The organism is Bacteroidota bacterium, from assembly GCA_041658205.1.
GTDB lineage: Bacteria > Bacteroidota > Ignavibacteria > UBA10030 > UBA8401 > UBA8401.
On sequence record JBBAAO010000003.1, the window covers coordinates 314,487 to 338,466 of the forward strand.

The window sequence follows — 23,980 nt, forward strand, 5'->3', positions numbered from 1 at the left end:
AAACAAATTAACTTGCAACGAAGCAAATAAAAAAGCGTTAGAAACCTCTAATAATCTTCATTTTAAAGGGTTTTTTGATAAGAGATTAAATTCTCTATTATTCATTCTCAGAGAGGTGACAAAATTTGAAAAATGACAAAAAAATAAAAAATTTGGCAGAATTGAGTTTTATTAAAGAGCAAAATAGAAACGCATTGTGATGGGTGACAAAAATTTTCTAAAATATTTTTTCTGTAATGCACAAATTAGACTTGACAAAAAATGTCGTGGAGTTGTTTTGAGTGATAGTTCACCGTTCTGATTTTGTTTTCACTCTTTGTGATTATTGAATGAAGGAGAATGGTGCTATAATCAATAATTATTAATGTGTTTATGAGTGCACAATTAACTTATTAACGAATATAGATCCGGTGAATTACATGTACTCATTTAGCATTTCATTGTTCGCCTTTGTTTCTATTATCAACAACATTTTTTTTAATTACATATTGCATCACTTCTCGAATGCTCTATGACTAAATGACTTCTTGAAAATATCATAGATCATTTATTGAACAACATGAATATCATAGTGCGTTACAGTCAATACCTATTGAAGACTAAGTTCTCTTTAATGTTACTTATGTCATCAAAAGTATCTGATATAAAGGCATATTAGAGTATTCTAATTACAGATAATTAACGAAAACACTTAAAAAACGACAATTCGTTACCCATCGCTATGCATTAATAGGATAAATTCTTGACAATACTGTATCACTGTGGTATTTTTCTATTGTTAAAAAATTAAGGGGAGTGTTGTAATGAAAAAAACGTATTCAATAATTTCGTTCTTCATCGTTCTATTGGTTCTCGCGGGGTGCGAAAATCTTAATGAACCAATTGTAGGACAATCAGACCAAACAGGATCAATTTCTACTACTTCATTATCCAAAGGGAACGGATCTAAAAAAGATAGTGACCGTGATCGCGACGATGATGATAACGACCATGATGGTGACAACGACCATGATGGTGATGGAGATAATGATCATGACGGTGACAACGACCATGATGGTGATGGAGATGATTGTGATGATACCGATAATGGCGGATCGATTTGCGATGCTGATGGTATCGTAACGCTGTGGGCTGGGAAAAGTACAAACGTCGGCACTGTAACAGTCACAGAAGATCTTACGAATCTGTATGTGGAATACAAGACTATTAATTCGTGGAAGATTAAGGAAACTCATCTTGATATTTCAACTTCAAAATATTCCCAACGTGGTTCTCCCGGACAATATGATTATCAATCGGTGAATTCTACCGGCGTTACCACTTATAAATACACAATTCTAAAAGCATGGCCGGCGGGAACAAAATTATTCTTCTTGGCTCACGCTGTGGTCGGCAAATATTCCGGCAATAATTGCGGATCGACACAAACAGCATACGGCGGCACAGTTGTGATACCACGAAACGGATCCTGGTACGCATCGTTCTGCCACTCACTGGACGTAACAACACCCTCCCCGACATACTCCATCAATGGATTTACTTTTGTCGATGCAAATTCAAATGGCACGAAAGATATCGGTGAAGCCGTCCTCGGAAATGTCGTCGTCTCATTGAATGGTGGAACAACCACAACATCCGATGCGAACGGGGCATATTCATTTTCCGGTTTGTCTGCAGGTTCATACACGATCAATGCCGCTACAGTTGCAGGATATACTCAATCAACTTCATCAGCAGTAATTCTCATAACATCATCGAACGGTACCGCAGATTTCAGTTATGCAGAAATTCCTCCCCCCCCTACCACATATTCAATATCGGGGCGAGTTTATATTGATCTTGATCAAAACGGTGTAATGGATATTTCTGAAGTCGGAATTGCCGGAGTGATTATCACGTTGAATGGAACAACACAAGCAACCACTGATGTCAATGGTAACTATTCATTCACGAATTTATTACCGGGAACATATACGATCGAATCACCATTAAGCATCGTTGACTATAACCCAACAACAGCAATATCACTCCCCATTGTCATCAATAATGCTGACGTTGCGGGAAATTTTGGATATGCAATATTCACAATACCGGATGGGGCTATAATACCAGTAAAAGTTCAATAGCAACAACTGTCTAGGATTATTGAAAGGCTGTGCAGAAATCTGTGCAGCCTTTTTTATTTTCCTGAAAAATGGATTAGGGATGTTTTTTTTTGTAAAATTTCGATTAATCTAGGCTCAACCCTATAACGAATATTTCCGGATAGTTTTCCCTTTCCATTATTACTTCGTATAGTCCCGCTATTAAGTGGTGCCTCGTAAATCAACGATATTCGCTTGATTCTCTTTTCAGTCGTGCGCATTCTTCTTCATATCTATTACAATATCTATGAAGAATATTTACATGCTGGTATTGTTGGTGCTGCAAGTCTTGGTGGCTTCAGCGCAAGTATCAATTTTTCCGTACAAAGAATCTTTCGACACAGTTTCTCCTCCAACGCTTCCGTTTGGATGGACGACAACAACAAATAAAAATAACACCGGTGACTTTGTCGTTACACAGACATCCGTACGCACTACTCCAAATGCTGTCAGTTCAACCGATGCAACAAAATCACAATCTCTTACCTCTCCATTGATTGATTTCAGCAATGCGTCTGTTGATTCGTTGGAATTTTATGAACGGAGAACATCAACGCATCGTGCTCGGGTTATTGTGGAGGCGTCCATCAATAGTGATCCAACTTTTGGAATATTGATCTCTTTGGACAGTTTACGTTTTATTTCAAGCACGTCGTATGCCCGCAGAGCATTCCGGCTTCCTGATACGCTCTCCGGAAGAATAGGCGTTCGTTTTCGTATTCGTATCATTGCCGATAGCTCCGGGAGTTCCGGTGTGTATCGAATTGACGATGTTCGACTGACAGTACAGAAAAGAATCGATCTGTCAGTCTCTTCTTATACCGTCTCCCCAATCAAAATACTACACGGAGACCAATTGAATGTCTTGATCGGGATCAAAAATCTAGCACTTAGTGGCAATATATCTGGAACGATTCAGTTAAAGGATTCTGTATCAATTGTTTCATCACAAATTTTTTCAAAAATATTCGCGAAGACCGAGTCGTTAACAATACAGATGATGTATGAACATATCACTGCAGGGAGACATCCGATGAGCATTGTTTTGACGCTGGATGGAGATGAGGATACAACAAACAATTCTCTCTTTTTTAGTGTCAACGCCGGATATCGTCAAGGAATAATGCTGATCAATGAATTCATGTATACACCATCCTCGGGAACTCCGGAATGGATTGAGGTCGTGAATAATAGTAGAGATACAATTCCAACATCGGGATGGAAAATTTCCGATGCCGGGGCCACTAAATCGCCTTTGACGTCCTCGGGGAGAACGATTCCCCCTTTTTCATATGCTATTGTTACCACTGATACGAATACGTTTAAAGACTATTATTCCACCTCAGCACCTCTCTTTCAATCGTCCTTCTCCTCGTTGAATAATAATGGCGATGCCGTTGTTCTCTATGATCACAATAATAATGTGATTGATAGCCTCTTCTTTCTTTCTTCGTGGGGTGGAGTATCCGGCATCTCATTGGAAAGGATCGATACGGCTGCATCTTCCAATATGCAGACAAATTGGAAAACATCTCGGCACCGGTCGGGTGCTACTCCCGGAACGATCAACTCCGTCACTCAAAAATCTTACGACATAAGTTTGTCGCGAATTTCTCCTTCGGTGCAATTTCCTGTTTCGGGAAATGTAATTTCGGTTTTTTTGACTGTGAAGAACATTGGAAAACAGAATATCTCATCAGCAACTATAGAGCTCTACATTGATGCAAATAGAGATTCACTCTTATCAATAAACGAACTGCATCACCAACAACGTATCGGTTCCGTTACTACAAATGATTCCACAACAGTTCAAATTACACTTCCGAGTCTGCCTCAGGGAATACATTGGCTTTTTGCAAATATTTTTACATCGCAAGATGACGATACTACGAATAATTCAATATTTTTTCCCCTTACAATAGGAATACAGCCCCATAGTATTGTAATTAATGAGGTGATGTATTCACCAACAGGCGATCTGCCTGAATGGATTGAAGGATACAATACGACCAATGTTCCCATCAACACCAGTGGTTGGAAAATTTCCGACAACGGATCTACAAAAGCGCTGATTCAAGGGAGAGAGTTTCTTATCCCTGCCAATTCGTATTTTATTATTTCACCTGATACGATTCAGTTTAAAACTGCTTTCCCCTTTGCTTCTGTACTGCTGCAAGCCGCTTTTCCGGCACTCAATAATACTACATCGGATGCTGTTGTGTTGTTCGACGAGCGCGGAACAACGATGGATAGTATCAATTATAGTCCACGATGGGGTGGCACAAACGGTTATTCATTACAGCGTTTCGACGTTCAAGGAAATTCCTGTGATTCAATAAACTGGCGATCTGCAACACCAAGCGCGGGAAGGGAAAATAATATTGCGCGAAAAGATTATGATGTTGAGCTGCAACGGATTGAAGTTAAAAATCAATCAAACTATATTTCCATTCGAATAATACTATTCAATTCCGGAAGATTCGAAGCACAGCCTTCGATGCTAAAATTCTATTACGATATCAATAAAGATAGTAGCGCACAGAATAATGAATTGATCTCTTCCATCTCGGTTCCAAGTATCCTTTCATTAGATTCTACTGTTTCACAATACGATTGGAAGATTGCTGAACCCGGGAAACAACAAATAATTGCTCGCATAGAATATCCCCACGATGAAAGAATAGAAAACAACAGCAAAATTACTATCGTCGAAAAAAGCTTTTCGTCACAATCAGTGGTCATCAACGAGATTATGTATGATCCTCAAACCGGAAATGCAGAGTTTGTAGAATTATTAAACCTCAGCGGTGATACGGTTGATGTTGCCGATTGGAAATTGATGGATCAACCAAGTTCTTCGGGGAGTAGATCAATGATGGTATTATCCACAACATCCCGAAGAATTCCTTCGGGCGATTTTATGATTATGGCTTCGGATTCATCCTTATTCACGCAATTTCCCTCCCTCCACGGTAAGAATGTTTCTATCCATTCTTCGTTGAGCCTCAGTAATAGTGGAGAAGATCTTATTCTTGTCGATCTAACTGGAAACGCGATCGATAGTGTGCATTATGCTCCATGGTGGCATTTGAAGAATCTCTCATCCTCAGGACATTCACTGGAACGGATCAATCCTGCCATTCAGGCAAACGACGATCGCAACTGGAGTTCTTCGGTCGATAGAAACGGTTCAACTCCTGGGAAGCATAACAGTATTTATACTGCTTCAGTCTCGTTCGGTTCATCACTTGCTCTTTCCCCCAATCCATTTTCACCGGATCAAGACGGATTTGAGGATTTCCTCTCTATCAACTACTCACTCCCAACAAATAGCGCAACGATCAGGATCAGGATTTATGATGTTACCGGCCGATTGATACGACGCTTGGCTAACAATGAATCGTTCCCCTCATCCGGATCCATTATTTGGAACGGGCTTGATGACGAAGGACATCGAGTGCGGATCGGAATGTACATTATCCTAATGGAAGCACTAGACAATTTTGGCGGCGTGGCAAAAACCATGAAGGATGTTGCCGTGGTCGCAAGAAAATTGTGATATTGGCACCCCGTTTCTTGCACTTCTCCTCTTTTCTGTTATCTATATATATCATGGCAATCAAAGAATTCTTTACTCAGGAATACGAAAATATTTTTCGTTTTCACCGGAGCGGTGCAAGCGGACTGGAAGTTGCTTCCGAACTATCCCAACTGGTCGATGCAACAATCCAAAAATTATGGCTGGAATTACCGGAGCTATCACGAGATTCATTTTCTGTGGTGGCGCTGGGCGGATACGGCCGGTTTGAAATGGCGCCTCATTCGGATGTGGATGTGATGGTGTTATTTGATAACGAGCAGACAAAGACTGCAAACGCTGATACAGCGCAAAAATTTTTGCACTCGTTGTGGAACCTTGGATTCGACGTGGGACACAGTGTTCGAACAATTAAAGATTGTTTGAATCTTTACCAAACCGATGTTGATGTTTGGGCTTCTGTTTTGGAAAGCCGATATGTGTGCGGCAATCAAGAGGTGATGAAAAAATACACCGAAGCATTTCTTGCCACAATACAAAAAAAACAAGATCTGAAATTTATTTCTTCGGTGATCGCCGGAGTTGATGAACGCCACAAAAAATATGAGCATTCCGTAAAATTACTTGAACCAAATCTCAAAAACAGCGCCGGAGGAGTCCGCGATCTCCATTCCCTTGTTTGGATTTACCGTTCTTCCAACATTCACTACTTTACGCAACATCCGTTCCACACCAATAAGTCCGGTTGCATCTTGTTGTTTGCGCAACTGGAGGCCGATGGCATTATTTCTTCCGATGAACAGAAAGAGTGCAAAACTGCATTCAATGGCATTCTTCGTATCCGCAATGAGCTTCATTATCATTCCAATACGCAACAAGATATCCTGGAGTTTTCCAAACAACTAGAGATTGCGCGATCGCTTGGATACCGTCTATCCACTCCGGTAGAATCGGTTGAACAGTGCATGCACGAGTACTATCTGTATGCGCGTGTGGTGTATGGTCTCAACAGAAGATTAATCAATCACTTCCGCAGCAATACGTCTACATCGTTGTGGTCTAAAACGCGAGAGCAAATTGTTGATAATATATTCGTTGTTAAAAACGGACAGTTATTTCTTCGCAATGATTCACCAAGCGCCCTTACGCACGCGCTGATTATAAAAGCGTGTTACCTTTGCTGTGAGTACGACATTGTAAAGAGTCCGTCATTACAATCAGCATTTGTTTCCTTTCTTCGAACGCAGCAATTATCCGAAGCGAATATACCGGCAATTGCCGCAGAGCTTTTGAATGTTCTTCGCTCGCCTAAAAATGTCGCTTCAACTCTGCAGCTGATGAACGATACCGATGTGCTTGGAAAGATCATTTCGGAATGGGATGACCTTGTTGCATTCTTTCAGCACAGCATGTATCACTACTATACGACCGACGCGCATACGTTAATCGCTCTGGAGCATGCGGAAAAACTGTACGAAAGCAAAAGCATTCTTGGAGAGACATTTCAAAAACTTGAACATAAAGAGATTTTCTATCTTGCAATTTTATTCCATGACATCGCGAAACCGTTGGGAATTTCTGAGCATGAGATTCGCGGCGTGGAAGTGTGGAAAAAAATCCAACACCGGTTTGGGTTCGCCGATATCCACGATGATGTTGCATTTCTGATCCGAAATCATTTGGAGATGGAACAAATTGCATTTCGCCGTAACACCAATGACGCAGCAACCATTGAAGGTTTTGCAAAATTATTTTCCCGTCCCGAACAACTTGATATGCTCTTTGTGTTAACCTATTGCGACCTCTCTGCCGTGAACAAAAACGTATGGTCCAGTTGGAAGGAAACATTGCTTCAGGAATTGTATGTGCGGACCCGCCGAAGATTGACTGAACGAGAAGCCGCAAAACCGGAAGAAGAATTCTCGTCGCCGTACGTCAACGGCGAGCTTGCACTTTTCCAACAGGCAATAAAAACTCTCGATATTGTTTCAACTGTCTTTGCGAATGAAACATCGAACAATAAGATCACGGTCATTACGCGCGATGCACCGTATCTTCTTTCAACCCTCTGCGGAGTACTCTCGGCAAATGATGTCAGCATCATTGATGCGACAATCTACACTCAACAAGATGGAATTGTGATCGACACATTTCGCGTAGTGAATGCCGCAACAAAACTCCCCTTAACGAAAGAACAAGAATCAGCACTTCAAACCGATCTCTATAATGTATTAAACAAGAGCGAAACACTGGAACGGTTGTTCGAGCGTCATCATCGCCGTTGGAAACGCCGTGCAAAACCGCTTATGCATCCTTCCATCCGCGTTGACGCTGTTTTCCACAATACGGCAAAACATTCCATCATTGATGTGTACGCGCCGGATATGACAGGTTTTCTTTTCAAGATTACGCAGGTCCTTTCTGCGGCAGGACTGCAAATAGACTTTGCAAAACTGGCCACCCGCGGAGACGGAATAGTTGATTCGTTCTATGTAAAGGATGGTCTGGGAAAACCAATTTCTTCTGAGGAACAGAAACAGTATCTTCGTAATGAAATCTTGCATACCATAACACAATTGATGAACGTTCAATTAGAGATGTAGCCACAGAAGACACAGAAGAATTGTTCTATAAGAAAAATGAATTATGGCTGGTAAAAATCAAAAACCAATCGGCGTATTCGATTCCGGTATTGGCGGACTCACCGTCGTGCGTTCATTGCTGGAAAAACTTCCACATGAAAATATTGTCTACTTCGGTGATACTGCGCGCGTTCCGTACGGATCAAAATCCGCACAGGTAGTGCGCGAATATACGCAGGACGATACCGATTTTCTTCTCTCAAAAGATGTGAAAATGATTGTTGTTGCCTGCAATACCGTCTCCGCTGTCGCGCTGGATGTGGTGCAAAAAAAGGCAAATCTTCCGGTCACGGGAGTGATTATACCGGGCGCAGAAGCGGCAATCCATTCCACAAAAAGTAAGCGGATCGGTGTTATCGGAACAATTGGTACAATAAACAGCAATGCATACAAGAATGAATTGAAACGGTTGAACCATTCAACAAATGTTTTCAGCAAAGCATGTCCGTTGTTCGTTCCGTTAGTGGAAGAAGGATGGCTTGATCTGAAAGCAACAGAACTGATCGCAAGCGAATATCTTTTTCCACTGACAACAGAAAAAATAGATACGCTTATTCTCGGCTGCACACATTATCCTCTCTTAAAGAACGTGATCACCAAAGTCACCAAAGGATTAGTGACACTGATCGATTCGGGAGAAGCAACAGCGACAACTGTTGAAAAAATGCTCGATGAACATGGTCTGCGAAACGATAGTAAAGAAACGCCCAATGTGCAGTTCTTTGTCAGTGATTCTCCGGAAAAATTCACTTCGGTGGGAGAAATTTTTCTGGGTAAAAAATTAGGCGTTGTTCGTCGTGTGAGTATTGGAAAACAATGAAACAGTCTAAGATAAAAATTCTTCCTCTTCTTTTGATTGGTATAATCTTCTTTTCATGTGAAGAGGATAAAACCATCAACACTGCGGGAAGAGTCGCTTATATTTCTCTTGAGGGCGGATTCTACGGAATTTACGGGGACGATGGAGTCAGTTATGACCCGATCAATCTTCCGACAGATTTTCAAAAGGATAGTCTGCGGGTGTTATTTGAGGGAAAGATTCTTACTGAACAATCCTCCACCCATATGTGGGGAAAACTGATTGAGTTGAAGCGAATAGAAAATTTGAAATAAACAACATATGCCGCAGTAGATATTACCTTACAAACTCATCCAGTAACTCACCTTTACAACATACACATTATCCGGTGATGTTCGAAGAAATGTGTTGTCAAGATTCTTCATCAGATCGGTATTATATCCACCATTTTGGAAGAACGATCGTCCGTGCGACCAAACAAAATAGAACGTGCTTCCTTCGCGATACTCCCAACGCAGAACGACGTTCGTCTGCAATGATGTTTGATTAAAATCATGATTGGCAGTGTATGCGTACGGTGTTAATCCTCTGTTTGGATTCAACAATGCATATGTCGATGGATCAAAATTTCCTTTCGCCCAAAAGAATTGATTATAGATTTGCAGCGAAAGGTCGTGTGTAAAAAGAACAGAACTGCGAAGTGTAATATCCAATCCGTCCACATCTCGTTTTCCGTAGAGCGCTACCGGATCGACTGCTGCAAATGTAATCACTGTATCGACGATTGGAGTAACAAATCTGTCTAGATCCCGTTCGATTCCGTAACCGAGAGAGAGTTGATATTCCATGGAAGAGGTTGGCCGGATAATAACGGATGCTTCCGTATTCGATGCAAAACTACCATCAGAAAATGTACGATAGTTTTCTTCCGCATTTACAATCACTGTTTTTCTACTATCGCTTTCGATTTCGCCGCGGATAAAGAAACTGGATGGAATATGGTAAACACCATACCCGCGCGGTTCGTACGGATCCTCTCCGCCGAATGAGTACGATGCGTTTCCTTCAACAGCCCAGTAATTCAGAAATTGACCGAACGCATTGGCACTGAGCTCACGGAATAGTGTCATCTTATCATAGTTCCATCGCCAGTGGATGTTGGCACCAAAATTATACGTGCGAAACAGATCTCCCGGAATAAAATTGCGGTAGCCACCGTTCACTCCAACACCGTAATCGTTCGGCGATCGAAAAAAACCGATATCGTTGATAAAATATTTTTTTGACGTAAAATCAAATCCGCCGCCGTACGTCCACGCACCGCTTACTTTTCCAAAATTCAATTTGCCTGCAGATCCCTGTTGCATAAACGGCTGCGAACGAACCCGATGAAACTTATCAATATATTTTGTCCCGTGCGATACCGCTAGAAAACCATTTACACGATATTTGCTGCTGTCGAACTTCACATCCCAATCCGTCCCGGCGGTATATGCTGGAACACTTCCTATGCGTGACGTTCCGGTAACAATTGCACCAATATTAGAGTTGCCCCAAAAATCCTGTTTCACTCTGAACAGATTATAGGAAGCACTTGGTTCAACCTGTTTTGTCCTGATCGATCCAAGAGTATCGCGATAAGAAAACTCTTCTTCATCTGTCACTCCGGTAAGTATTCCGATCGAAGTCCCTCCGTCGGTCTTCCCCGAAAATTTTGCCGCGCCCAGAATTGTTGAGGTTTGTGGTTCTTCGGTGATGATTTTTCCGTCTCCCGGCAACCGTGCACTAATTGGTCTACCGATCCTTCGAGAATAAAATAATCCCGGACCGAAATCCCCGCCAAACGTTACGAAACGAAGTATTTGCGTTCCTTCGATGAAGAAGGGTCTTTTCTCTGGATAAAATGTCTCGAACGTTGTAAGATTCAACACAGCGGGATCCGCCTCCACTTGGGCAAAGTCCGGATTGATTGTCGCATCGAGTGTGAAGTTTGAGGACACTCCATATTTAAGATCGACCCCAGCATCAGGACGTATCTTTTCAATTTTCACTCTATCCGATGTTTGAGGATAATGTTCCGATGAACCGACAGCGTAGGGAAGCACCTCAAGTAATTTTGGAAGTCTTACATCCGCCATTCCCGCCATCGTCCCGAATTGAGAAACAACTCCATCGATGTTTTTACTCATCAAATTCCAATTGGTCTCTTCCTGTTTGCGGGAAATTCTTCTGGCAACATTCATACCCCACATGTCGATTCCTTCGGTAAAACGGATTTGTGACAATGGGATTTTAAATTCTGCACTCCAGCCATTCGAAAGAATTTTTGTTTCAGACTGCCAAACAGGATCCCACGAATAGTCCTCGTCACGTCCGTCATTATACGTCAGATTATCGGCTTTCGAACCCGACGCAAGAACGATAAAGATAAATGCTGTTTGTCGATCATAGTAGCTGTCAAAACCAATGCCGAACCAATCAGACTCGGGAATGTCATCGCGCCGTGCTAGCCGCGTAACAATACTGTCCGAATGAGAATCGTACATCATCGCATAGACGTAAATATTATTATCGTCATAAAGAATTTTGAACTCTGTCCGTTCCGATTCCGGTGATCCTTCCAACGGCTCACGTTGAACAAATCCTGAAGCAATTGTCGCTTGCTTCCATACCTCATCATCTCCGAATCCATCAATGACAGGAGGAGTTGATGTACGTATCGCTTTCATCGATTTTGGTTGCGCGGTGCTGAAGGCACAAAAAATTAGTGCGGCAATAATAATGCAGAATGTTTTCATAGATGATCTGGCTGGTGATTAATGCGTTCTAATTACGCCAATAAGATGTGGAAACGCAAGTCAGGCGGGAATGATTCAGAACAATTGTAAAATGCATATTCCGAAAAATAACCATCACCATAGGGATATGTTCTGGCGGGTCAATATTCCTTAAACAGTATTACCGCAGAGCTTACAAAAAAAGATCATCGTAGTAAGTTCTGCGGCACACCAAAAAACCGTTATCTCCACGCTCCAAGAATCGCACCCATAATGATGAATGCCACAACCCAATAGGCTCCATTTATAAACCAGTGAAGCGTCGGTCGCTGTTCAAAAAGGTACACAACGCCGAATGCTGGAGCAACCCAACCAATACCTGTTGCCGCTCCGGCTGCTATTCCAAAGGCAATATCAACTTTTGGATCTGCAAGGAATAATCCTAGATTAATCGAAGCGATTAATGCGAGGATGAACGCTCCCCCGTAAATTTTTCCGGGATTCCCTTGTTTCACAGATTCTTCCGTCATCCCTGCGACCTTCATCCAGGCGTTTCCGAACATCAAGGGCGAATACCATACTCCGCCGAGAATGAACGATGAAAGTGCTGCGCAAAACACCGCGAGCCAATTCAAATTGCTAAATGCTATTCCCATATCCATATCGTTACTCCTATTTGTTTGTATAATTATGGTCGACTGAACTTGTCGATCCGTTAGTGATTGATCCAAAAATCTGTGGCAATCTATTGTTCCTCAACGCAACAGTCAAGCGTCGTTTTACCGAAACGGGAAAAATGATGACTGAAGCCGGAAAATAATCGATTGATCAACATGGATAGCAATAACTTGTAATTGAGTATGAAATTTTATGCAATTAACATTCTCCTGCAATTGGCGCAAATTTTCACGGATAATTTTTAATATCTTATGACAGAGAATGAAATTTCATAGATTGTGAACGGAGCAATATTTACTATCTACAATGAAGTGAGCAGTGCCTTTAGTTAATGTTCGTCATAAACAATTACAGATGTCTCTTCGGTTATCAGGAAAAAATGAGACATTCTCGTAAATTTTAATAGTGCAGATATTTCAAAGTCCATTTATCGAAAAGTAAATGGTCTCAAAATTCATTTAGGAATAGTAGCGTCATTAGCGGGAAGCATAGGATGTACGACGAAAATATCAATATCGAATTAAACGATACCACAATCCGCATTGTCCTTATTCCTTTTTTTGGTTTCGTTATTCCAAACGTAACGGGAATGATCGACAATTCACATTATGGAATTGTGCAATTACTCTTCGCGTATCTCTATTTTACTTTTATTGCATTTGCAATTTGGCAGGGTAACAGATACTTGCTCTTCCGCCTCCGCCTCCGATTTTCATGGCTAAGCCAGCCGATGTATAAAGTGATTGCTCTCGTCGTATCGAATATCTTTTATACGATCCCAATTTCTGTCGGATTAATGACAATGTGGTACGTCTTCGCACAACACGCATCGGCGGACTGGAATGTAATTTATAAAGCGACCGCGTTATGCGTTGTCTGTGTTGTTTTTATCACGCATACGTATGAAACGGTTTTTTTGATTAAATCATGGGGGACAGACAAAACAAAGGGAGAGCAACTGAAAAAAGCTAAAGTGCAAGCAGAACTGGAGGCATTGAAAAGTCAGATTGACCCTCATTTCATGTTCAATTCACTGAATACACTTTCCTATTTGATTGAAAATGACTCTTCGAAGGCAAAATTGTATAATGATAATTTGGCAGAAGTGTACCGATATATACTCTACAATAAAGATCGGAATCTCGTATTATTAAGCGAGGAACTTACCTTTGCAGAAAAATATTTCTCGTTAATCAAAATCCGTTTTGACAATTCTGTTTCCTTCACTGTGGCGTCAACGGTGGATCATGATGCTTTTCTTATCCCACCAATCTCATTGCAGATTTTGCTAGAGAATGCGATTAAGCATAACGAATTCTCCGAACGAAAACCGATGATCATTACCCTTGATATTCAGAATGAGAAAGCCGTAATTACCAACGACATTCGGCCAAAAAAAATAAAAAAACAATCATCGCATATCGGATTAAATAATTTGGGAGAACGATATAAACTCATCACAGAGAAAGAGATTGCGATACGGCAAGAAGCAAAAAAATTTATCGTTGAACTGCCTTTGTTAAAAACATCATGAAGATCCTTATCATAGAAGATGAACGGCCTGCCAGCGAACGTCTGATAGCCATGATCCTGGAATTTGATCACTCAATCCACATTCTTGCCACGTTACGGAGTGTACAGGAATCAATCGAATGGTTATCAATTCATGCTGCCCCCGATCTTATTCTTGCTGATATTCAATTGAATGATGGGCTTTCCTTAGAGATATTTAAGCAACAACCAGTCCCTTCTCCTCTCATCTTTACCACCGCATTTGATGAGTATCTGATGAAGGCATTCGAGTTCAACAGCATCGATTATCTTCTGAAACCACTAGACAAAATAAAACTGTTTCACGCCCTCAAGAAATATCAATCCCTGAAACAACATTTTAGTGGAAGTTTCGTTTCGCTGTTCGAACAAGTGCGAAACAATACGCCGATCAAGAATCGCATTGTTGTAAAAAAGGGAAGCGATTATATTACACTCAAAACAGAACAAATTGCGTATTTCTACACAGAACACAAGATTTCTTTTTTGATTGATATAGAAGGAAAGAGATATATTGTCGATAAATCCCTTTCCGATATTGAGCATGACCTCGATGATAGAGAGTTTTTCCGGATCAATAGAAAATATATTGCAAATGTTGATGCCATCGCAAAATTCAAATCGCAGGAAAAGGGAAAAATTGTGATTGAATTCTCCCCTCCTGTTTCAGAAGAAGTGATAGTCAGTCAGGAAAATGCCGCGGCATTCAAGAAATGGATCGGAAAATGAATAAAAAAAGTTATTCAGAAGGGTGAGCGTATGGTTAACGCGTAAGTACAGAATGATTGGGAGACGCCTGAGAGATTTAATGTGTGTTACACTATAAAAGATTCCTCTCTAAGAGTTGTGAAATGACCTCAATCGTAGTACATTCTCTCTTATGAAAAACAGTTCTTTTGTCGTCGCGCTCGCGTTCATCACCTTCACAATCGGATCCGGACAATCGTTAAAGTTCAAAGGACCCGATCCGAAAAAAACAATCTCACAATACACACACGAAGTGTGGCAAATCGAAAACGGCCTTCCTCAAAATTCTATCAATACTATCCGACAAACCAAAGATGGTTTTTTATGGATGGGGACGCAGGAAGGTTTGGTTCGATTTGATGGTGTACAATTCACCGTGTTTGATAAGAACAATACACCTCAGATCAAAAATAATCACATTGTTTCATTGACGATCGACAAAAAAGGGAAACTATGGATTGCAACACTCAGTGAAGGACTTGTTACTTTCGCCAATGGAAAGTTTGACACTGTCCCGAACACTCCGCAATTAAACGGTACGCAGCTCCGGCAAATTTATACAGATTTAAAAGGTGCAATCTGGGTTTCCACAAGAGACAGCGGTGTTATTAAGATCGACTCCCTCGGTGTAACACACTATTCCACGACAAACGGACTCGTTAGCAACAATGCGTGGGAAATAATTCAAGATACCAAAGATAGATTCTGGATTGCAACAGAAGGAGGTATTTCGATACTCGACGGAAAAACAATACGTTCGTTTACGGTGAAAGATGGTTTAGCTGCAAAAGAGTGCTACGGACTTCTTGGCGCACATTCCGGTGAAATGTGGATTGGAGGAACAAAAGGAATTCAAAAATTTTTGTTAGAAAATAATCAATTGAAACTTATAGAAAGCCTTACAAGAGACAATGGATTACCCGGAAACGGTATTTATGAAATGATTACCGATCAGCAGGGTAATATGTGGATTGCATGCAATCGAGGATTAGCCCGGTACCATGCAGGGGTTCTTTCCTCTTTCACGGAAGCGGACGGCCTATCCGAACGCGTGGTGAATACTGTGTTTGTGGATAGAGAAGGAAATTTGTGGGTCGGAACGGATGGCGGGGGATTAAATGTGTTGAAGGATGGTATCTTCACTTCCTATTCCATGAAAGAAGGACTCCCTCACAATAATACGTGGACAATTTTTGAAGACCGTCAACAACACCTGTGGATTGGAACAGATGAAGGACTCGTGCTATTTGAACAAGGGAAAGGAGTTAAACGAGTTTACAATAAAAAAGATGGTCTCTCTCATGGAGTCATATGGTCGATCACGCAGGACAAAAAAGATGCTGTTTGGATTGGTGCGATTAATGGATTGAATAAGATTGTGAATGAAAAAATTGTTCCTCTTCCAACAGATCTCAAATTTGAAAACGACGCCATCAATAGCATCTTCACATCCATGAACGGCACACTATGGATTGCCACTGCGGGTAATGGGTTATACAAACTCGAAAACGAAAAGAAATATCATTTCACTCCGGGAAATGGTATTACCAATCATTTTATCAATGTTGTCAGTGAAGATCGCAATGGCAATATTATTATCGGTACGGATGGCGACGGACTTCTAATCATGAAGAATGATACCGTTGTTCACCGATATACGATGAAAGATGGTCTTGCATCCAACTTCATCCATTCATTGTATGTTGATTCCTCCAACAATATTTGGATCGGCACACTGGGAAATGGGTTAAGTATTTTTAACGGAAAATCATTTGTTAATTTTTCAGTGAAAAACGGAATGTTCGATGATGTCATTTTCCAAATCCTCGAAGATAATTTTGGACGAATGTGGTTTTCCTGCAACAAAGGAATCTTTCAGGTCGATCGTCAGCAGTTTGCAAAAGTCATCAATGGATCATCCGAACACATTGCGTATACAGCATACGGTAAAGAAAATGGGATGAGTTCTTCCGAATGTAACGGCGGTACATCTCCCGCAGGATGGAAAACGTCCAACGGCAATCTCTGGTTTCCTACTTCCCGGGGAGTCGCTATGGTCGATCCAAAAAACATTGCGATCAACACACAGCCGCCGCTCGTTGTTATTGAAGATCTTCTGATCGACAATGAAATGATCGATAAAAACAGTATTGCCATTATTCCTCCGGGTAAACAGCGTTACGAATTCCGATTTACCGGATTGAGTTTTGACGGACCAAAAAAAGTCCGCTTCAAAGTAATGTTACAAGGATACGATAAGGAATGGGATGATGTAAAATATCGGCGTGCAGCGTATTACTCCTATCTTCCTCCCGGCGAATATACATTTAAAGTTATTGCGGCAAATAGTGACGGTGTTTGGAATATGGAAGGAGCATCAATTCCGTTTGTTGTGCAGGCTCATTATTATGAAACAAAGATTTTTTATATTTCTGTTGTTATCATTCTGGTTGTATCTACGTACGGGGCTTATCGATTTAGAATCCGCACCATTCAAGCACGACAGGAACAATTGGAGCGCCTGGTGGAGGAACGAACCAAAAATCTTACAGAAGCAAACAATGCAAAATCGCAGTTGTTAAGTTTTGTAGCACACGATCTCAAAACACCGCTGATCACGATCAACAGCATTGCTCAAGAAATTAAAAAATTCGAAGTAGACAAACATTTCCGTGGATATCTGGATCTTGTTGAACAGAATTCAAAACGGATCGTGACACTTATCTCGGAGATTCTCAATATCACTGCAATTGAGAGCGGCAAATTTCAGTTTAAATTTGAACCGATTAACATGGCAGACATTGCAGGATTAGTGGTTGATGGATATCAGATTCAGGCACAACGAAAAGAACAGTTGTTACATTACAGCGTTGATGGCCATGATCTGTGCATTGTTCTTGCCGATTCCGGAAAACTTCAGGAGGCGATGGAGAATCTTGTGAACAACGCCATTAAATATTCACCGCGCGGTGCTGAAATTCAGGTGAACGTCATTCGAAAAAACGGTAGCGTCAGTTTTTCGGTGAACGATCAAGGCCCGGGTATTTCGGAACAGGACAAACTTCAATTATTTAAAAAATTCACCGTGTTAACAGCAAAACCAACCGGAGGTGAGATTGCTACGGGACTTGGACTGGCAATCGTAAAGGAAATTGTTGAAGCACATAAAGGGAAAATTTTTGTGGAAAGCACACCCCCAAAAGGAAGCACATTTGTTATTGAATTACAACGATATGAAAATTAGGTCGACACTCTCATTTGTGTCTTTAGTTTTTATTTTTTCTTCGCTTCTTTTTCCATGTGAATATTGTTTTGTGACTCAGCACGGATATGTGTACGATCTTAACCGGACAAGTCTTCGCATCGATTCTCGTTATCAATTCTTCAGCGGATTGGAAACGCCCACCATCGACCGTGTTCGTTCTGTTCACTCCTCAACATTTTTTACCGTCAGTTATTCTGCCGATGTGTGGGGGATAACTCTCGCTGTTCCTTTCATCTATCGTACGCAAGAGAATACATTTGACGGCAGTTCAACACTGCATTACAACCATTCCAATCGGCCGCAAATAACCGGTGTTGCGCCAAGTATCGTTGAACGGAACATCGCACGCGGCATCGGGGACATGACGATTTTGGCACGATACGCTGCATATCAAGGGGGAGATGAAAGCGAGGGGACGTTTTACAATCTTTTTATTCAGGGCGGATTAAAATCGGCAACCGGAACGATTGATTCGCGCGATCAATACGGCTATCTGCTTCACCCTCATCTGCAGAATGGAACAGGAACAGCCAATATACTTTTCGGTGCAAACGGTATGATAGGAAATTTTAGCACTTCGGTTGCTTTAAATCTTCTTGCCGGCATTCCATTGTCATCTGCAAATCTGTTTCAAGAATCGTCTGCGCTTAATTACGACATCACGCTTCGCCATAGAATATACCCCGATGATCCCGAAGAAGGATTAATGGTGATTGCGAATGGCGGATTGATTGGCCGCTTATGGGGAAAAGAGAAATATCGAGGAAGTACGTTGTTGGATTCGGGCGGCAACTATCTTTTTACAAACACCGGAATATCAATCTATCCCCTCCCATCCATCAGCATCGATATTCAATATCAACTCCCGATCATTAAAAATCTTTTGGGAAATCAATTGAATGAACGATACCGTATTGCCAGCGGTGTTGGAATCATGTTATAAACACTAAACCGCAACATCCGCTCTCTTACGCCGAAGAATTGAAATCACAAATCCTGTCAGTACGAACAACGTTCCGACCCATACAAGACTGATAAACGGTTTTACGCTCGCCTCCACCACCAACGCTTCTTTACTTCCTGTCAACGGAATCTCTCCCTCATTTTTTATGGCAATTTGGATTGCTGAACGTCCTTCTCCCATTCCACCGATGCTCATCGATAAAAATTCAATCTTCCCGCCAAGCAGTTTCGATTCCACCCCAAAATATTTTGGATCCTGTCCGTTATAAATGACGTAAGGAACAACCGTCTCTTTTTCGTGTCCTTTCGTTATTTCTAACGTAGCACCGACTTTCGTTCCACCGTCGGTACTCTGTGCATTATGTCCCCCCATATCGAATGCCGCAAATTTTACCATCGACGATCCCACCTTCGTACTCTCTCCTTTGAATAAGGTGATATGACCATGCTCATCAACAGCATTTTCTTCAACACCGGTTGGCGAAATATACATATCCTGAGTAAAATACGATTTGATATCGGGATTGCGCATCATACCCGAACTTTCTGTTTCAAACATCATTGGAATCAGGACTGAAGAACTTCCCCCTTGTTCCACGTGAACGGTAAACGCTGTTTTATTCCCTTCCACAATATATTTTCCATTGTACGTTACGGTATACCCGAAGATTTCCTGCGAAGTTCCCAGTTCTAATGTTGCTGTCTTTTTCTGATCGAATAATCCTGAGATGATTGCGCCAACCAGGAATACTGCTAATCCCATATGAGCTATTTTTCCACCCAGCAATCGAAAATCTCCCTGAATAGTGAGAAATGCTATTTCTAGATTAACAAAGAGTGCGAATAAAGCAGCAAATATAAAGAGCAGATACATTACATCCCATTCACTCAAGAAACCAATAATCACTGTTCCTATGAAGGATGCCAAGAGAGATTTCCAAGATTTTTCTCTCAAGAACATTCCATCTTCCTGTTCCCACCGTACCAACAGACTGTATCCAATCAGTAATGTCATGATGATAGCGATCGGAATATGCATCTTGTTATAGAAAGATGGATCCACCTGTGTTGTTGAGAAAATTGGAAGACTTGTACCAAAAAAAACAATAATTGCACTGGCAAGAAGCACAAAGGAACCGAGTGCTAATGCGAATTCGCGTGTTAGCCAATGCATCGGTTTTGCAATAGCTTTTAATTCCTTCCTTCGAAGAAAAAGAAAAGCTGCGCCAAGAACAATTGAACCAAGAAGAAAAATTAGGAGTAACCCGTAAACAATTGTGCCGGGGTCGGTGAAAGAGTGAACGGAAGAATCGCCGAGAATGCCGCTTCGTGTTAAAAATGTAGAATAGATGACAAGAACAAATGAAAGAATTGCAAAAATAAAATTCGTCCGCACTAAGTTTCCCGTGCGCGTTTGTGCAAGCATTGTGTGCAGCAGCGCCATTGATAGGATCCATGGAATCAACGATGAATTTTCAACAGGATCCCAGCCCCAATAACCACCCCAGCCTAACACACCGTACGCCCAATAGGCGCCAAGCATTAATCCCGCACCAAGAGCAAGCCCTGAAAATAACACCCACGGAAACGCACTGCTGAGCCACGAATGATATTCCTTTCTCCATAATGCAGCAATGGCAAAACTAAATGGAATTGCAGCGGCGGCAAATCCAATAAACAATACCGGCGGATGAATTACCATCCAAAAATTTTGAAGAAGCGGATTTAATCCCCGACCGTCGTTAGGCAATTGTCCCGGTGAAAGTTCCCCGGGAAATTGTTCATAGATGGATTTGAAAGGAGATTTTGCGATTAACAAAATCACGAGAAATGTTTGAATAGCAAGAAATATTGGAAGAACATGTGCTTCCAGTTTTCGTTTTTGTGTATAGGATAAAAGAATGAGACTCAATACCGCGGAACAAAACGTCCAAAAGAGAAAACTCCCTTCTTGTCCTGCCCAGAATGTTGACATGAGCAAACCAAGAGAAAGACTTCGTGAACTGTAACTCCAGACATACCCATTTTCAAAATTGTGTTGAAGAATATCTGTCATCAGCATTACACAGGCAAGAAAGATTCCCGCCGCACTGAAATAAAGACCTATCCTCCCTTTCGAAAGGTTTTTCTTTTCTCCGTTTGCCGTTTTGATATAGCTGAGAATCGAGAGAATTCCTGCAAATAATGATAGATAAAGCGCAAATGTTCCAATCATAGAGATAACCCTTCAACGTGTAGAAATGCGAATATTTTGTTACTATGTTTACATGTAATTACTCAACAATCGTACCGAGAAATTTATGACAACAATGTCTGATATTTACTCCTTTATTCATTCAGCAGAAAAGCTAAAAAATGAACTTCGGCATAGTTTTACCTCGTCTGGCAGGCAAGAAAGCGTTGCCGAACATACCTGGCGCATGTCTTTATTAGCTTTTTTACTATTGCCAAAACTGGACAAACAAGTCAACTTTGAGAAACTGATGAAAATGATTGTCATTCATGATATAGTAGAAATTGAAGCAGGTGATACACCGGTTCCCTTCATGGTCGGAAACGATGGACTGAAAAAACAAAAAGAAGTGCGTGAACAGGCTGCAATTGTGAATGTCCGAACACAATTGGGTGATGTCATTGGAGAAGAGATCTATCAATTATGGCATGAGTTTGAAAATCAGGAAACGTACGAAGCGAAAGTAGCCAATGCGTTGGATAAACTTGAAGTGCAGATACAGCATAATGAAGCTGATATTAAAACGTGGATTCCTGTTGAATATGATTTGATCTACTCACGCCGGAAGTATACGATGTTTGATTCCGCGTTGGATGAACTCCGAAAAATTATCGAATCGGAATCAGAAAAAAAATTGACCAGCGCAGGGATTGCATTCCACCGACCAGACAAATGATTGTCTGCGCGCAAAACATGATGCTCTGGAAAAAATCCTGTTTTGCTTATCGACTGTTGTATCCGTACCTTGATGCCATAACGAAGCACATTCGGGGAATACCGTGCGAAAACAATTCATATATTTTTTACTTGTTCCCCTTTTTTTTATACTCCAGCAATCACTCTTTTCACAAACGTATCAGTTTCTTGGTCAGGCATCCGGCTGGATGTCGTATGCTACTAAGAATATCCATTTCGGCGTACGCTATATTCCAGAGTTTTCTATTACACAACCTCTTCAGGACGATATCATAGGCGACGTCAATATTGCGCTCAATACATTTTCCACATCGCTATTTTCCGAACATCGCACGCCGTTATACACAGGCAGGGTCAAACCATATCGAGTATTGGGACGACTATCATCAGATAAATTTGAAGCACGGCTTGGTCTGCAAAAAATAAATTTCGGTTCGGCTACGCTGCTTCGGCCATTAATGTGGTTCGATGCAATTGATCCGCGCGATCCGTTGCAGTTAACCGACGGAGTGTATGCGTTCTTGGCGCGCTCCTATTTTTCCGACAACTCCAATCTCTGGTTGTGGGGTTTGTTCGGCAATAACGAATTAAAAGGGATGGATATTGTGCCATCACAAAAAAACAGTTTCGAGTTTGGAGGGAGGTTTCAAACTCCGTTATGGAATGGCGAAATTGCGGCAACCTATCATCATCGGACCGCCGATATGAATAGAATACTTTCTTCCCCCAAAGTTTCCGATGAAGATCGTTATGCCCTTGATGGAAAATGGGATATCGATATTGGTGTTTGGTTTGAAGCTGTGCTTGTTCACCGCAGCACATCTGTTACATCCCTTCAGTTTCAACGATTGTGGACGGTGGGAGCCGATTACACATTCTCGGTCGGTAATGGTTTAAATGTTCTTACGGAATATTTCCGATCAGAAAACTCATCCTCAATCTTGGGATCAGCAAATGGTTCCGGATTTTCTGCCTTATCTGTCAACTATCCATTAAGTATTGTAGACAGGGTTTCTGGTATGGTCTACCGGGATTGGGCAAGTCTCCAATGGTACAGACTTGTTTCATTACAGAGAACGTACGACAATTGGATTATGTATCTACTCGGATATTGGAATCCGTCAACCAATCAACGGATTCAACATCCCACCGGAGAGGCAGGTAGAATTACATATTCAGGTACAGGAATGCAACTCATGATCGTCTTCAATCATTAATAAGTAATGGACAACAGAAAAACATGATAAACTCAACGCTCATTCGAACGGAACATCTGGAAAAAATATATCCTCTTGGTTCTACTACATTTAAAGCGTTGGACGATATCAACCTTTCTGTTGCAAAAGGAGAATTTCTCGGTTTGGTCGGACCCAGCGGCTCGGGAAAGACAACACTCTTGAACATCATCGGTTCGCTTGATGCACCGAGTAATGGAAGTGCAGAGGTGCTTGACAAACAGATTGAGCGATTATCACACAAAGAGTCGTCGAAACTTCGGAATGATCATATCGGTTTTATTTTTCAAACGTTCAATCTGCTTCCGGTGTACACAGTGTACGAAAATGTGGAATTTCCTCTGTTATTATTGGGTACGACGTCACCTCGACGAAAAGAAATGGTGATGCAAGCACTTGAATGGGTCGGCCTTGCCAACCGCGCTGCGTCTAAACCGTCGCAGTTGTCTGGTGGACAAAGCCAACGTGTTGCCATCGCCCGTGCAATTGTGAAACAACCGGCAATTGTATTGGCAGATGAGCCGACAGCAAATCTCGATGCAGGAAATTCGCACCACATTATGAAAACAATGGTGGAATTGAACCGCCAATTGCTAACAACATTTATCTTTGCAACGCATGATGATAAAGTGATTTCCTATCTCAATCGTAAAATTACGCTGAGCGACGGACGAATTGAAAAAGATGAGCTCATGAAACCTGTGAGGTAACC

Annotated in this window: 15 protein-coding genes; 12 read left to right on the top strand and 3 right to left on the bottom strand. The window is 41.4% G+C overall.

Annotated elements, in window-relative coordinates; all coding sequences use genetic code 11:
• The first annotated feature begins 803 nt into the window (after nucleotides 1–803).
• The 5 genes from WDA22_16450 to WDA22_16470 all read left to right on the top strand — a co-directional run bounded on the left by WDA22_16450 (nucleotide 804) and on the right by WDA22_16470 (nucleotide 9,437).
• A complete protein-coding gene (locus tag WDA22_16450; GenBank protein ID MFA5835070.1) occupies nucleotides 804–2,126 on the top strand; it encodes an SdrD B-like domain-containing protein in 1,323 nt (440 codons plus the stop codon).
• Between the two features lie 265 nt (nucleotides 2,127–2,391).
• Nucleotides 2,392–5,703: a lamin tail domain-containing protein gene (locus WDA22_16455; protein ID MFA5835071.1), complete on the top strand. Its 3,312-nt coding sequence runs from the start codon at nucleotides 2,392–2,394 to the stop codon at nucleotides 5,701–5,703.
• A 53-nt stretch (nucleotides 5,704–5,756) separates the two neighbouring features.
• A complete protein-coding gene (locus WDA22_16460) occupies nucleotides 5,757–8,285 on the top strand; it encodes an HD domain-containing protein (GenBank protein MFA5835072.1) in 2,529 nt (842 codons plus the stop codon).
• A gap of 43 nt (nucleotides 8,286–8,328) precedes the next feature.
• Entirely contained in the window at nucleotides 8,329–9,144 is an 816-nt protein-coding gene (murI, locus tag WDA22_16465) for a glutamate racemase (GenBank protein ID MFA5835073.1), read from the top strand.
• Nucleotides 9,141–9,437, top strand: coding sequence for a hypothetical protein (locus tag WDA22_16470; protein ID MFA5835074.1), 297 nt, complete (start codon nucleotides 9,141–9,143; stop codon nucleotides 9,435–9,437). The genes murI and WDA22_16470 overlap by 4 nt, the downstream gene beginning before the upstream one ends.
• A gap of 27 nt (nucleotides 9,438–9,464) precedes the next feature.
• Here the strand turns inward: WDA22_16470 and WDA22_16475 are convergent, their stop codons facing one another.
• Together WDA22_16475 and WDA22_16480 are read right to left on the bottom strand one after the other, a co-directional pair.
• Entirely contained in the window at nucleotides 9,465–11,921 is a 2,457-nt protein-coding gene (locus tag WDA22_16475; GenBank protein ID MFA5835075.1) for a DUF5916 domain-containing protein, read from the bottom strand.
• Nucleotides 11,922–12,142: 221 nt separating this feature from the next.
• Complete coding sequence (locus WDA22_16480) at nucleotides 12,143–12,562, bottom strand: DUF1761 domain-containing protein (protein ID MFA5835076.1); 420 nt, start codon at nucleotides 12,560–12,562, stop codon at nucleotides 12,143–12,145.
• A gap of 509 nt (nucleotides 12,563–13,071) precedes the next feature.
• On the opposite strand from WDA22_16480, the gene WDA22_16485 reads away from it, so the two are divergent.
• The 4 genes from WDA22_16485 to WDA22_16500 all read left to right on the top strand — a co-directional run bounded on the left by WDA22_16485 (nucleotide 13,072) and on the right by WDA22_16500 (nucleotide 19,084).
• Complete coding sequence (locus WDA22_16485; protein MFA5835077.1) at nucleotides 13,072–14,112, top strand: sensor histidine kinase; 1,041 nt, start codon at nucleotides 13,072–13,074, stop codon at nucleotides 14,110–14,112.
• Nucleotides 14,109–14,858, top strand: coding sequence for a LytTR family DNA-binding domain-containing protein (locus WDA22_16490; GenBank protein ID MFA5835078.1), 750 nt, complete (start codon nucleotides 14,109–14,111; stop codon nucleotides 14,856–14,858). Before WDA22_16485 ends, WDA22_16490 begins: the two co-directional genes overlap by 4 nt.
• Before the next feature lie 151 nt (nucleotides 14,859–15,009).
• Entirely contained in the window at nucleotides 15,010–18,120 is a 3,111-nt protein-coding gene (locus WDA22_16495) for a two-component regulator propeller domain-containing protein (protein MFA5835079.1), read from the top strand.
• Between the two features lie 70 nt (nucleotides 18,121–18,190).
• Nucleotides 18,191–19,084 carry a hypothetical protein gene (locus WDA22_16500; GenBank protein ID MFA5835080.1) on the top strand — a complete coding sequence of 298 codons (894 nt, stop codon included), beginning with the start codon at nucleotides 18,191–18,193 and terminating at the stop codon, nucleotides 19,082–19,084.
• A 3-nt stretch (nucleotides 19,085–19,087) separates the two neighbouring features.
• On the opposite strand, the gene ccsA is transcribed toward WDA22_16500, so the two are convergent.
• Complete coding sequence (gene ccsA / locus WDA22_16505) at nucleotides 19,088–21,319, bottom strand: cytochrome c biogenesis protein CcsA (protein ID MFA5835081.1); 2,232 nt, start codon at nucleotides 21,317–21,319, stop codon at nucleotides 19,088–19,090.
• Between the two features lie 94 nt (nucleotides 21,320–21,413).
• On the opposite strand from ccsA, the gene WDA22_16510 reads away from it, so the two are divergent.
• The 3 genes from WDA22_16510 (at nucleotide 21,414) to WDA22_16520 (ending at nucleotide 23,978) form a co-directional block, all read left to right on the top strand.
• Nucleotides 21,414–22,013 (top strand): HD domain-containing protein, encoded by a 600-nt coding sequence (locus WDA22_16510; protein MFA5835082.1) that lies wholly within the window; start codon nucleotides 21,414–21,416, stop codon nucleotides 22,011–22,013.
• Nucleotides 22,014–22,116: 103 nt separating this feature from the next.
• Nucleotides 22,117–23,250 (top strand): hypothetical protein, encoded by a 1,134-nt coding sequence (locus tag WDA22_16515; GenBank protein MFA5835083.1) that lies wholly within the window; start codon nucleotides 22,117–22,119, stop codon nucleotides 23,248–23,250.
• Between the two features lie 23 nt (nucleotides 23,251–23,273).
• A complete protein-coding gene (locus WDA22_16520; GenBank protein MFA5835084.1) occupies nucleotides 23,274–23,978 on the top strand; it encodes an ABC transporter ATP-binding protein in 705 nt (234 codons plus the stop codon).
• Nucleotides 23,979–23,980: the final 2 nt, after the last annotated feature.